This is a genomic window from Nocardia sp. NPDC003979, from assembly GCF_053605015.1.
The window spans coordinates 192208-205163 of the sequence record NZ_JBSGIJ010000003.1; the positions used below are offsets into that span (position 1 = coordinate 192208).

Genomic DNA, 12956 nt, shown 5'->3' on the forward strand with positions numbered 1-12956 from the left:
CGGACAGATCGTCGGCCGCGGTTGGTCTAACTGTTGATCGTTCCTCCAATGTCGCCTACATCACATGGCGCCTGTCCATGCAGTGCCGACACTAGGCGTTGAGTTAATAAAAAGGAACTTATTCCGATAAAAAAGTCAGACGGGCGTCCAGTCGGTTTCCGGAGCTGGGCACGACCTGGCCATGAGTGTGCGCTCCAACACATCGGCTACAGATATGTGAGCTAGCACACTTTCAGAACCGGAGACTAAGAGCCGAAACGTTGCATCTGCGTTGCATCGGCACCGAGGCGCCGATCGAGCACCCGGATCTTGGCCTCGATCTGCGCATACAGGGGTGAATCGCGATCGACGGTCGCCCGATACGCGGCCCAGGCTGCGGCATCGTCGCGCCCCTCCTGACACGCGGTCCACCGGCGCAGCACGGCCGGGTCGGCCGAGGCGAGCACAGCGGTACGCAACCGCACCCGCAACTCGTCGCGGAGGTCGCAGATGCCCGGCGCCGAGGAGCGCGGCAACACCGGACCGGCATACAACCGCAATGCGGATTCGATATCACCGGAATCCAACGCGGCCCGCAGCGCCTCCACATCGGTTGCGACATGCACCTGCAAACGGTATGGGCGCGAGGCGACCACCGTCGCGCCGACCACCGCGCGCAACCGGGACATGGCGGCGCGGATCGTGCCGTTGTCCAGATCGGTGTCGTCGAGCAGCAGCGCGAGATGATCCGAACCGAGACCCTCGGGATGCTCGGTGAGCAACAGCAGGATCTCGGCATGACGTTGTGACAGCGGTACCCGCTCCCCCGCCACACTCAAGTGCGGTTGCCCGAGTCCTAGCACGTCGAGCGCCAACCTGGCCGGTTCGGCCTCGGCCGCCGGGTCGCTTCCGCGTACCGAGGTGGTTTCGCGCCGGCCCGCCCGCATGGCTCGCAGCACCAGATCCATCTCCGCGGCGGTGGCGGCGGCCTTGACCAGGGCGAGGATTTCCGGCTTGGCGACCCGCATCCCGCCGGCAATCATCAGCACCCCGACGAGCCTGCCGTCCGGCTCGTGCACGGGTGCCGCTGCCCCGGTGATCTGGTGCATGCGATGCAGGAAGTGCTCGGGCCCATGGATCCAGGTGGCCCGGCCGGTGCGCACGACGAGGCCAACGGCATTGGTGCCGATGCGCCGTTCACTGAGGTCGTCGCCTTCGCGCAGGCCGATCTCGGCGGCGGCGGCGACCTGGTCGGGATGACCGTGCACGCAGAGCACTCGCCCGAACTGGTCGGCGACGGTGACGATGAGTCCCGCCCGCGCCGCGTCCTGGACCAGCAGTTTGTCGATCAACGGCATGAGGGCGGCGATAGGGTGGGCATCGCGATACCGCACCAGGTCGGCGCCGCGCAGACCGCGACCGTCGACCATATCGGTGGGATCGATCCCACCGCGTACGCTGCGTAACCAGGACTCGAGAACGAGCGGACGCAACAGACCGGCCAGCTGGGTCAGCTGTTCACCACCGGCACTGAGAAAACCATGGGCCTGTGCGGCATAGGCTTCCAGAGCACCGAGCTGCGCGCCCGCCTCCGTAGCCTGCCGTGGGGGCCGCCCACCTGCAAGATTGCTGACCATTTGCCTTTCTTTCCCGCTACAAACTGTACCGGGCAGTTATCGGGCCAAACGCCAGAAGTGCGGGTTTGTCCCGCAGGTCACATTGTGCTAGCGGATGTCACTCCGTCACACCGTGTAGCACGCCGCTATGGCTGCGGCGAGCGTCACTACCGTGGCCTGCGGACCCCGCGTCAGCGGCACCGGGACGACCGAAAGGTCGGCAATACTCAATCCTTCGATTCCGTGCACGCGCCCTAGCTCGTCGACGACAGATTGCTCATCGTTCGCCGGACCCATCCGGCAGGTGCCGGACAGATGCTGGGACGTCCCACTATTGGCACGTAGCCAGTGGTCGTCGACGGGGGCGAACCCCAGGTCGAACAGTTCGCACGCCAGCTCGACGCCCGCGCGCAGGTTTGCCCGGTCCGCCGCGGTGAGCAGCCGGCTCTGATCGATGTGGGCGGGCACGGTGGGGTCGGCCGAACACAACGTCAGTTCGGCGGCGCCGGTCGGCCGCATGTGCGCCACCCCGAGCCTGCGCAGACCAGGTGTGAACACAGGTGTGTACGGGCGGAATTCGAGGTCGTCGTGTTCGAGCACGTATTCGAGGGCGACGGTCGACGCGGCCGGCTCGGGGCCGGGGAACTCGACGCCGATCTCGGGGTGGTCGGTGCACCACGACCCGACAGGGGCGGGCCGGACCACCGGAATGCCGAGTGCGCGCAGTTGCCGCTCGGGTCCGATGCCCGAGCGCAGCAGCAGCGCGGCTGATTCCACGGCGCCCGCGCACAGCACTATCCGGTCGGCGTCGGTGCGTCCGTGGTCATGGCCGCGCACCCATTCCACACCGACGGCCCGGCTGCCGTTCATGACCACGCGCGTCACCGTCGTCCCCCCGACGACGGTGAGGTTGGGCCGGTCGAGGACCGGATAGAGATGGGTGATGCCCGGTCCGGCGCGCCGGTTCCCCGAGATCGCGAGCGGTACCCGCCCGAAACCGTCCGAAGCGTCTAGTGCGTTGAGGTCGGCGACCTCGCGCAATCCGGCTGTCGCGCATCGTTCGGCGAATTCGGCACTGAACGGAGTGGGATCGGTGGCCCGCACAACCGGGATCGGGCCGTCGGTGCCGTGGCCGGGGTCGGTGCCGTGATCCAGGTCGTTCTCCAGGCCCCGGAAGAACGGCAGCAGCGCGTCGAAAGTCCATCGCTCGCTGTTCCAGTCCGTGAAGCCCGCGGCGGGCGGCCGGATGAAATAGCTGCCGTTGATCGCCCCGGAACCGCCGATCAGCTTGCCACGCACCAGGTTTCCCGCGTAGCGCCAGAGCACCGCCGACTCCGGTCCGACCGGGAGATGGCCGGGGTCGAGCAGTTCGGCGGGAATGTCGGCCGTTGCGGGCCACACCTGTCCCGCCTCGAGCACCAGCACCGTGTGGGCCGGGTCGTCACTGAGCCGAGCCGCGAGCACACACCCCGCCGAACCGGCCCCGACCACCAGCGTATTCGGCAACGCGGACAGCTCAGTTCGGCGGAACGTGCGGCTTCAGCGCTTCGAAGCTGCGTGCCCGGATGACGCCGAGCCACAGCCCGGTGCCGTAGGCGACATCGTCGAGTCGCTTGTAGGCCACATAGCGCAGCGGGTCGAGGCCACCGGAATCGCGGTGGGTGAACCAATCGGCCAGTCCGTCGGCCAGTGCCATGGTGACCGCGATCTTCCTGATCCGCCTCGACGCGAGCACCGCCACCAGCGTCACCGGCCAATAGTCACGACACATCGCCGAGGCCAATCGCCAGAGCCCGGCGAAGAATCCGCGCGCCAGGTACACCGCCGCGATGCGGGTGGGGTTGTCGAGTTCGGCGAACACCCGACGCATCCGGACCAGCGCCGTCGCCAGGGTGACCAGCCCGCCGAGCAGCCCCCATTTCGACAGAGTGGCGAACAGGATGGCGGCGAGGACCGTCCACTTCGGCACGCTCAGCGGCGAGACCATCTCCCCGTGCCGCTTACCCAGCGGCGCGGCGCCCGTGCCGTAGAACAGCTTTCGCGTGAACCAGGCCCGGAACTCGACCCGGTGGTCGTGGGCGACGTGGGCGGCCGGTTCGTAGCGCAGCCGCCAGCCCGCCCGCTCGAGTCGCCAGCACAGGTCGACATCCTCGGCCACCTGCATGGATTCGTCGAACCCGCCCTCGCCGAGCAGTGCCGCGCGCCGGGCGAGCAGTGCCGCGCTCGGCACGTACGACACGATGCCGCGCGCGTGCACCGCCGCCTCGCGCCTGCCCAGATCCAGCGAGGATCGGGTGTGTTCGTAGCGGGCCAGCGCGTTGGACTCCGAATCCAGGGCGACGATGCGCGGGGCGACCAGCGCCACCTGCGGATCGCTGAAATGCCCGAGCATCACCTCGAGCCAGCCGCTGCGCGGCACCACATCGGAGTCGAGGAACGCGACGAAACCCGTTGACGCCGCCCGCAACCCGGCATTTCGGGCGGCAGCCGGGCCGAGTGGGCGCTCGTGACGCAGCACCGTCACCTGACCGCGCCCCGGCCGGGGCGGGATGCGCACCGGTTCGTCGGAACCGTCGTCGACGACGATCACATTGTGTCCGCGCAGCGAGCCGAGCAGCCGCACGAGTCCGTCGGCGTTGTTGTAGAGCGGGACGACGACCGTGACGTCGTCGGGTGAGGGCAGCAGCCGGGGTCGCGGGTTGGCGACCCCGGAATCGAGGAGTCTGCGGGCGACGATCGCGGACTTGGTATCGGTGACCTCGAGGTACCCGTCGCCGATCAATTCGGCGGCCTCGGGTGCCAGGCGCAGCATCCGTGCGGGCGATCCGCCGATCAGGATCCGACCCCCGGAAAATGCGCGTACCCGTGGATCGATCCGTACCCCGAAGCCGTCGGGCAGACGATCATGGCGCATTCCTCGCATGCTATTCGCACTTGGCCCGCCAAACATCATCACCCCAGAAAAAAGGAAGAAACTCCGCTCGAAATGCCGCTCCGACCGGTTGGTTGACGTGTCGAGCAAGATCGGCAGCGCACCGCTGGCAACCGCGACGCGACTACCCGAGCGGACTCTCGTTGCACGCCTTGGCCGGTGGCTGACGCACGGTCAGCGGCAGCGACACCCGGGTGCGGGCGCGCACCGGCCGCGAGTGGTCCACAGCCGGGCGCGGAACGACGCGGCCCGGTGCCGACAAGGCCGCCTCCCCGTACCCCTGCACACACTCCGGGTCGGGTCCGTTGGCGGGCAGACCGGTGAAGAATTTGGCGGCCATGCAGCCGCCACGGCAGGCGTCGTAGTGGCTGCACTTGGTGCAGGCGCCGCCGTCGACCGGCTCGCGCAGTTCGGCGAACAGTTCGGCATCGGTCCACACCCCGTCGAAACCGCCGTCGGTGAGGATGTTTCCGGCCTTGAACCGGTCGTGGATGGCGAACGGGCAGGCGTAGACATCGCCGACCGGGTCGACCAGGCAGACCACGCGGCCCGCGCCGCACATGTTCAGGCCGGGCAGGGCCGAGCCGAAGGCCGACAGGTGGAAGAAGGAGTCGCCGGTGAGCACGCCCTCGCCGTTGCGTACGAGCCAGTCGTAGAGCTCGCGCTGTTGTTCGGGCAGCGGGTGCAGCTCGTCCCAGACGTCGGCGCCGCGGCCCGACGGGCGAAGCCTGGTCAGGCGAAGGGTTGCGCCGTATCGGTCGGCGATGGCCTTGAATTCGTCGAGCTGGGCGATGTTGTGGCGGGTCGCGACCACCGAGAGCTTGGCGTCGCGGAAGCCCGCCTCGGCCAGGTTCGACAACGCCTTGACGGCGGTGTCGTAGGAGCCGGGACCGCGCACGGCGTCGTTGACCTCGGCGGTGGCGCCGTCGAGGGAGATCTGCACGTCGACGTAGTCGCTGGCGGCCAGCCGAGCGGCGACCTGCTGGTTGATCCGAACCCCGTTGGTGGAGAACTTGACCCCCACGTGGTGGGCCGTGGCGTAGTCGACCAGCTCCCAGAAGTCCGGGCGCACGGTCGGCTCACCGCCGCCGATGTTGACGTAGAAGATCTGCATGCGTTCGAACTCGTCGATCAGCGCCTTGCACTGCTCGGTGCTCAGCTCGTTCGGGTCGCGGCGACCCGACGACGACAGACAGTGCACGCACGACAGGTTGCACGCGTACGTCAGCTCCCAGGTGAGACAGATCGGCGCGGCCAGACCGGACTCGAAACGGTCGATCAGCCGTCCGCCCTGCGGGGCGCCGACCGGGGCAGGCGGGCTCGGTTCCACCGGCGTGACCGGACCCGGCGCGGGCACGATCATGTCGGTGCGGGCCAGCTGGTCGAGCGCCTCGACATATGCCGTCGACGCGCTGAAGCCCTTGGCATGCAGCGCTTCCCGCACGGAATGGTGTGCGGGCAGCGACCGGACCACATCGACGAGCTCGCGGCTCTTGAGGAACGAGAGCTTGCGGGTGCCGAAGTGGTACAGCAGCGCACCGAAGGACTCCGGACGCAAGGAGACCCGGGGATGCAGCGCCCATCGGGCATCGAGATCGAGCACGCCTGCCGCCATGGTCAGTACACGCCGCACATGCCGTCGATGCTGACCTCTTCGATCAGCGTCTCGGCGATCAGGTCCTCGCCGGTGTCCTCGCTCGCGGGTGCCGGGTTCTCGGCCATGACTACCTCCCATGTGTTGACGGTCACTCGCGACTTTAACGTCAGCCACTGCCATAAAGGCGGGATTCGGAAAAACTCACCGGACGGGCCACGACATCTAGACTTCCGGGAGCAGGACGGAAGGGGCCCGAGAGCCCAGCGGCAGTAGAGGTGAGGCAGAGGCTTGCGTAACCACGGTGGGGTCGGCAGCGGCGCGAATTCGACACTCTCGGAAGCGGAGATCGTCGAGGCGGCGCTGCGCGTAGTACGCGAGGACGGCGTGGAGAAACTGTCCATGCGCAGGCTCTCGCGTGAGCTCGGGGTGTCGCCGATGGCGCCCTACTACTACGTCGCCGACAAGCGCGAACTCCTCGACCTGGTCGCCAGCGCGGCGCTGGTGGGCGTGCGCAAGCCGCCGCGCGAGTCCGGCCCGTGGCAGGTACGCCTGCGCGATCTGATCGATCAGATAGACGATAAACTGCGCAGGCATCCCGGCCTGGGCGACATCCTGCTCGAGCAGATGCTCGGCAAGCAGCTCGACCTGATCGAAGCGGTGATGGAGATCCTGTTCGACGCGGGATTCTCCGATCGCAACGTGCTGGCCGCCTACGCGACCATCCACACCTACCTGTTCGGCCGCAGCAGGGTGAATCCGCGCGACCGCTCCGCCCCCGCGGACGTGCTGCTGCCCGAAGCGGTGGCCCGTGCCACGAAGTACATGTCCGACCTGCGCGGCAAGTACTCCTACGACTTCGGGATGGAGGTGCTCGTGGCCGGGCTCGAGGCGCAGCTTGCCCTGCAGGCGCGTCCGGACTTAGCATGAAACTGAAACACGTTCTAGTTTTGCCCGAGAGGACGACATGACCACAGTCGAGGTTCCGCACGGCTCGCGCTCGGTGGTACTGCGGGTCGCCGCAGTCATCGCCGAAACGACCGACACCCGCTCCGTGGTCTTCGAGGTGCCCGACGAGCTGCGCGAACGCTTCGCCTACCAGCCCGGGCAGTTCCTCACCCTGCGCATCCCCAGCGAGCTCACCGGTTCGGTGGCCCGCTGCTACTCGCTGGCCAGTTCGCCGTTCACCGACGACCTGCCCAAGGTGACCGTGAAGCGCACCGAGGGCGGCTACGGGTCGAACTGGCTGTGCGACAACATCAGCGCAGGCGACGAGCTGGAAGTACTCCCGCCGTCGGGCGTGTTCACCCCCCGCGACCTCGACACCGATCTGCTGCTGTTCGCGGCGGGCAGCGGCATCACCCCGGTCATCTCCATCCTGAAGTCGGCACTCGCCCAGGGCAGCGGCAAGATCGTGCTGGTCTACGCCAACCGCGACGCCGGCTCGGTGATCTTCGCCGACGAGCTGCGCGAACTGGTCGGCAAGTTCCCGCAGCGACTCAGTGTCATCCACTGGCTCGAACCGCTGCTCGGCCTGCCGACCGCCGACATGCTCGCCCGCCTGGTGAGCCCCTACACCGCCTACGAGGCGTTCATGTGCGGGCCGAAACCGTTCATGGACCTCGTGCACACCGCGCTCGCCTCGCTCGACGTGCCGCGCAGCCGCACCCACGCCGAGATCTTCAACTCGCTGGCCGGTGACCCGTTCGCCGACCACGCGCCCGCCGAGGTGTCCGAGGAAGAGGCCGCCGACGCCGCGACCGTCGAGGTGGAGCTCGACGGGCAGGTGCACGAGCTGAGCTGGCCGCGCAAGCAGACGCTGGTCGACATCATGCTCGACAAGGGCCTCGACGTGCCGTACTCCTGCCAGGAAGGCGAATGCGGGTCCTGTGCCTGCACGGTGCTGGAAGGCAAAGTGGAGATGGAGAATTCGGAGATCCTCGACCCCGAGGACATCGAGAACGGCTACATCCTCGGTTGCCAGGCCCGGCCGGTGACCGACCACCTGAAAATCCAGTTCTAACGCATCGCCCGATACGCGGCGCGCTGTTCCTTGTCGAGGTGTTCGGTCGCGTAACTCAATGCGGTGCGGCCCATTTCGCGTGCGTTGGCATCCAGGAAGCCGGTGAGTAGCGCGGGGTCGACCTTCTTGCCGACCTCGCGCAGCATCCACCCGAGGGCCTTCTGGATCAGGTCGCGGTGATCGTCGAGCAGCTCCTCGGCCAGGGCCAGGGTGGTGCTCGCGTCGCCCGCGCGGATGAAGGCGAAGGTCGACAGCAGCGCGACTCTGCGCTCCCAGAGCGAATCCTGGTGTGCCAGTTCCAAAAGCAGGGTGCGGTCTTTGTCGAGCAGCCAGGCACCGAGGATGTATTCGGCCGACGAGTCGACCAGGTCCCAGTTGTTCACCCGGCCCCGGCACACGGCGGCCAGGTAGCGGTCGACTATCTCCTCGCGGGCCTTGTCGTCACGGGTGCGTGGTTTCGACGCGGTGGCGAACTTCGCGTCGAGAATGAGCAGGGCGACAAGGCGTTCCTCGTGGATCGGGCTGTCGAGGAGTTCGTCGACCTGGTCGAGCGGCAGCGCGGTGAATCCTTTGGCGACCCTCCGACTGACAGGCACGCGCACGCCGAGGAACACGTCACCGTCGCCGTACTCGCCGGGTCCGGTTTTGAAGAAGCGTTGCAGGTGTCGCGCGTCGGCCGGGTCGGCGTGTTCGGCGAGCGCGGCGCGTACGTCGTCGGCGGTGGGAGCCTCGGTCACAACGCACCTCCAGGGTCGGTTATGCGCATTCAACACCACAGGACACCCTGCCCGGTCACCGCACCAGCCGGACCGGAACGTCAGAGGCCGACGGCGCCCAGCAGGCGGCCCGACTCGAAAGTCGCTGCGCTGGTAGGCAATTCCCCCGGTTCACCGCTGGTGCGGACGATGACTGTTCCGGTGCCGGTGGTCGGCCTGCCGAGTTCGTTCATTTTGCGGACGGTCTGGGCGGCGACGGCTTGGGCGCTGTCGAAGAGGCGGACGCCGTCGGGTAACGCGGCGACGATGGCGTCGATGACCAGCGGGTAGTGAGTGCAGCCCAGGACCACGCCCTCCACGTCGGCGGGGGTGCGGGCCGCGGCGGCGGCGATGGAGGCGTTGATCGCGGGCACGTCACCACGGTCGATGGCGTCGGCCAAGCCGTGGCAAGCCACCCCCACGACCTTCGCATCGCCACCGAAGCGGGCGATGAGGTCGGCCTGATAACGGCTGGCCGTCGTCGCCGCCGTCGCCCACACCGCAACCGAACGACACTGCGCCGCAGCAGGTTTGATCGCCGGAACCGTACCGATCACCGGCACCGACTCCCCCACCTCGGCGCGCACCTGGGCCAGCGCCGTCACACTCGCCGTATTGCACGGCAGCACGATCACCTCGGCCCCCAGCGCCAGCGCCTGCCGGGCCGTCGCCAGCACCCGCTCGACCACCCACTGTTCCGGCTTGGGCCCCCACGGCGCGCCCTCGGGATCGAGCAGCAGCAGCAGATCCACATCCGGTCGCAGTTTGCGCAGCCACGCGGCCGTCGGCAACAAGCCGAGACCCGAATCGATAAGCGCGACGATCACGGGTCCACCGTATTACAGGCCCGCGAAGCCCCCCGTCCCGCCTACAGCAACTCGACCTCGTCGAACCCGACGGTCAGCCGATGCCGATCCTCCCGCAGCACCCCGCCCTCCCGATGCGTGGTGCCAACGGCGAACTCCAGCCCGAGCGTCGACCGCCGGGTGTCGACGGACTGGACGACAGCACAGATCCCACCGAACGGGCCGTGTGAAAAGACGACCACGTCGCCGGGTGCAAACTCAGAAATCCCCACGGCGCCAGAGTAATCCGATTCGCGTGCCGGAACCCGAGTCATTTGCCTGCGCTCGGCGGCACCGCCAGTGATCCGTGCCCCACCGGCAGTCCGCCACACGCCTCAGGATCAGGACGTCGCAGCCAGCAGATCGGCCACCGGCGTGGGCGCGGCCAGCTTCGCACGCAACTTCATCACCTGGGCCGTCATTCCCGCCCCGAGCACAGCGGTGAGAATCCCGTCCCTGGAGTAGTAGGCGAGGAACTTGTGCCCGTCTTCGGACACGACGGTGACCTCGTCGGCCGGATCGGGCGTACCGAGGGCCTGGATCTTGACGTCGTACTGATCGCTCCAGAAGTACGGCACCCGCGCGGCCGTAGGTGCCGCGCCGCCGAGCAGCGCGGTAACCACCAGCTTCGCCTGCTCACCCGCACTGGTCCAGTGCTCGACCCGCTTGCGAATGTCACCGTAACGCCAGGCAGCAACGTCACCGACCGCCCAGACGCCCGCAGCGGACGTACGACCCAGCTCGTCGGCAAGCACGCCGCCGCCCGCCGTCGGGTCGGCCAGTTCGATACCGGAACCGGCCAGCCAGTCGGTGGCGGGCACAGACCCGATTCCGATGACCACCAGGTCGGCATCGATATCGGAACCGTCGCTGAGCAGCGCGCCGCGCACATGCCCGTCGACGTCCACCCGAAGCGTGTCGACACCGACGCCACAGTGCAGGTCGACACCGTGGTCGCGGTGCATCCGCGCCACGTACCCACCGATCTGCTCGCCGAGTACCGACGCCAGCGGGGCAGGCTGCGGTTCGACGAGGGTCACGTCCTTGCCCGCGGCGCGGAAGCTCGCGGCCAGTTCGCAGCCGATGAATCCGGCGCCGACGATGAGGGCACGCTGGGCGGCGGCCAGGTCGGTGCGCAGGGATTCGGCGTCGTCGTGGGCACGCAGTACGTGTACGCCCGTCACCTCCTCCACCCCGGGCAGGCGGCGGGGGCGCAGGCCCGTGGCGATGACGAGCTGGTCGTAGGCGATGGTGTCACCGTCGGCCAGGGTGAGGGTGCGCGCGGCGGTGTCGACTCGGGCGACAGCGGTGCCGAGGCGCAGCTCGATGTTCTTCTCGGCGAAGAACTCCGGCGGGCGCAGGGTGGTGTCGTCGGTCTCGCCACGCACGAACTGCTTGGACAGCGGTGGGCGATCGTACGGTGGCCGCGCCTCGTCCCCGACGAGCAGCACACCCCCCTCGTACCCGGCTCGGCGTAATTCCTCGGCGGTGCGCAGGCCTGCCAGGCCCGCTCCGACGATGACGATCGGCGCGCTCATATATTTCGTCCTTCCCTCTCGCTTGTTTGTACCAGTGCGCCGGTCGGGAGTGTGGTTCACATCGCATTCGGGCAGCGATGTGATGCCGCAGGCAATCGGAGCGTCGCCGATGGTTCCTTCGTCAGAGGCCCACCGGAGCGGGTTGCGCGGCCTCCACATCCACTGGACGCGAGCGCAGAACGCGCAGCGCGACCAGACCGAGGAGGGCGTGCAGCACGGCGGCGGCCGCGGCGACTACATGCACCCCGTCGACGAACGCCGATCGCGCGTCGTCGGCGGCCGCCGGGAGCAAACCGGGTAGGTCGAGGGTTGCGCCGAGGGTGGGCGCCAGGTCCGGACCGCCGATACGGAAGACGAGCGCGGCCAGGGAACCGAACAGGGCGATGCCGAGAGCATTGCCGAGCTCGTTGCCGGTTTCGGCGAGCGCGGCCGCCGACCCCGCGCGCTCGGGCGGGACCGCCGCGACCGCGATATCGGCGACCACGCTGAAGGAGATGCCGTAACCGATGCCCGCCACGGCCGTCGCCGCGATATACCAGCCCGCTCCGGTGCTCGTGCCGGTCGGCAGCAACAGCAGCAAACCCGCCACGATGGTGAAATGCGCGGTGACGAGCGCCGCCGACCGGCCGATCCGGGCGGCGATCGCCGGGGTGACGACGGCGGTGACGGTGAGGACCACGGCCCCGGGCACCGCGAGCAGCGCGGCATCGGTGACGGTGAGGTCGAGCACGGACTGCAGATAGATGCCGCCGAGGTAGGCGGTGGCCGACCACGCCGCCAGCGGTAGGAAGCCGGTGACGATCGCGATCGTGAACACGCGGTTGCGGAACAACGCGAAGTCGATCAGCGGGTTCGCGATCCGCCCCTGCCTGCGCCCGAACCAGCCGAGCAGCACCGCCCCCACCAAGCCCGCGCCCGTGACCGAAGTGTAAATGCCTTCTGCCGCTGTGTGTTTCACGGCGTACATCGCGAGCAACAGACCCGCCGCCGAGGTAGCCACGCTCGCCACGTCGATACGGCCGGCCACCGTGGCCCGCACTTCTCCGAGCAGGATCGGCGCGAACATCAGGAACAACAGCACCACCGGCACATTGATCAACAGGACCGAACCCCACCAGAACCGGCTCAGCAGCTGACCCGCGACGATCGGTCCGATCGCGAATCCGGCGGCGAACGTGGCCGCGAAGATACCGATGGCTTGTGCGCGGCGCCTCGGGTCGGTGAAGAGGGTGCCGAGCACGGCCAGCGCCGACGGCAACAGCGTCGCCCCGGCCACGCCCATCAGCACGCGGAACACGATCAGCGATTCTGGGCTGGTGGCGAAGGCCGCGCCCACCGAGCCGAGACCGAACATCGCGGCACCGATCAGCAGGAGCCGTTTGCGCCCGTAGCGGTCGCCGATGGTGCCGAACGCGATGAGCAGGGAGCCGACGGCGAAGCCGTAACTGTCCAGGATCCACAGGCTCTGATCGGCGGACGGGGACAGCGCGCCGGTGATCGCGGGCATCGCCAGGAACAGCACCGAACCGTCCATCGCGACGAGCAGAACCGGACCGAGGACCACCAGCAGGCCCAGCCAGGCCCGCACCGGAGAAGCATTGTTCATGTCACCGAATCTGGGCCCTGCCGTACACGGCAACCAGACCCGGCGATGGGTACACCCGGCAGGGATAC

Annotated in this window: 12 protein-coding genes; 2 read left to right on the top strand and 10 right to left on the bottom strand. The window is 68.3% G+C overall.

Annotated elements, in window-relative coordinates; genetic code table 11:
• Positions 1–245: 245 nt before the first annotated feature.
• From ACWEVR_RS07570 to mftA, 5 genes are all read right to left on the bottom strand, one after another.
• A complete protein-coding gene (locus ACWEVR_RS07570; protein ID WP_452466244.1) occupies positions 246–1616 on the bottom strand; it encodes a GAF domain-containing protein in 1371 nt (456 codons plus the stop codon).
• A gap of 105 nt (positions 1617–1721) precedes the next feature.
• Entirely contained in the window at positions 1722–3101 is a 1380-nt protein-coding gene (gene mftG, locus ACWEVR_RS07575; RefSeq protein ID WP_452466245.1) for a mycofactocin dehydrogenase MftG, read from the bottom strand.
• 10 nt (positions 3102–3111) lie between these two features.
• Positions 3112–4509 carry a mycofactocin biosynthesis glycosyltransferase MftF gene (mftF, locus tag ACWEVR_RS07580; protein WP_452466246.1) on the bottom strand — a complete coding sequence of 466 codons (1398 nt, stop codon included), beginning with the start codon at positions 4507–4509 and terminating at the stop codon, positions 3112–3114.
• A gap of 142 nt (positions 4510–4651) precedes the next feature.
• A complete protein-coding gene (gene mftC, locus ACWEVR_RS07585; RefSeq protein ID WP_452466524.1) occupies positions 4652–6142 on the bottom strand; it encodes a mycofactocin radical SAM maturase in 1491 nt (496 codons plus the stop codon).
• 2 nt (positions 6143–6144) lie between these two features.
• Positions 6145–6249 carry a mycofactocin precursor MftA gene (gene mftA / locus ACWEVR_RS07590; protein WP_067485222.1) on the bottom strand — a complete coding sequence of 35 codons (105 nt, stop codon included), beginning with the start codon at positions 6247–6249 and terminating at the stop codon, positions 6145–6147.
• Between the two features lie 163 nt (positions 6250–6412).
• Here mftA and mftR2 point away from each other — a divergent pair, with 163 nt between their 5' ends.
• Positions 6413–7051, top strand: a complete 639-nt coding sequence (mftR2, locus tag ACWEVR_RS07595) for a mycofactocin system transcriptional regulator MftR2 (RefSeq protein ID WP_067485219.1) — start codon at positions 6413–6415, stop codon at positions 7049–7051.
• A gap of 37 nt (positions 7052–7088) precedes the next feature.
• The gene (locus ACWEVR_RS07600; RefSeq protein WP_357148362.1) at positions 7089–8144 is read left to right on the top strand and encodes a ferredoxin--NADP reductase; all 1056 of its coding nucleotides are present in this window, start codon (positions 7089–7091) and stop codon (positions 8142–8144) included.
• Here the strand turns inward: ACWEVR_RS07600 and ACWEVR_RS07605 are convergent.
• The 5 genes from ACWEVR_RS07605 to ACWEVR_RS07625 form a co-directional block, all read right to left on the bottom strand.
• Positions 8141–8881 (bottom strand): DNA alkylation repair protein, encoded by a 741-nt coding sequence (locus tag ACWEVR_RS07605; RefSeq protein ID WP_452466247.1) that lies wholly within the window; start codon positions 8879–8881, stop codon positions 8141–8143. The genes ACWEVR_RS07600 and ACWEVR_RS07605 overlap by 4 nt on opposite strands.
• Before the next feature lie 80 nt (positions 8882–8961).
• Positions 8962–9726 carry a glutamate racemase gene (locus tag ACWEVR_RS07610; protein ID WP_452466248.1) on the bottom strand — a complete coding sequence of 255 codons (765 nt, stop codon included), beginning with the start codon at positions 9724–9726 and terminating at the stop codon, positions 8962–8964.
• Between the two features lie 41 nt (positions 9727–9767).
• Positions 9768–9977: a hypothetical protein gene (locus tag ACWEVR_RS07615; RefSeq protein ID WP_452466249.1), complete on the bottom strand. Its 210-nt coding sequence runs from the start codon at positions 9975–9977 to the stop codon at positions 9768–9770.
• A 108-nt stretch (positions 9978–10085) separates the two neighbouring features.
• A complete protein-coding gene (locus ACWEVR_RS07620) occupies positions 10086–11282 on the bottom strand; it encodes an NAD(P)/FAD-dependent oxidoreductase (RefSeq protein ID WP_452466250.1) in 1197 nt (398 codons plus the stop codon).
• Positions 11283–11403: 121 nt separating this feature from the next.
• On the bottom strand, positions 11404–12888 hold the full coding sequence (locus ACWEVR_RS07625) for an MFS transporter (RefSeq protein ID WP_452466251.1): 1485 nt from the start codon (positions 12886–12888) through the stop codon (positions 11404–11406).
• Positions 12889–12956 lie beyond the last annotated feature (68 nt).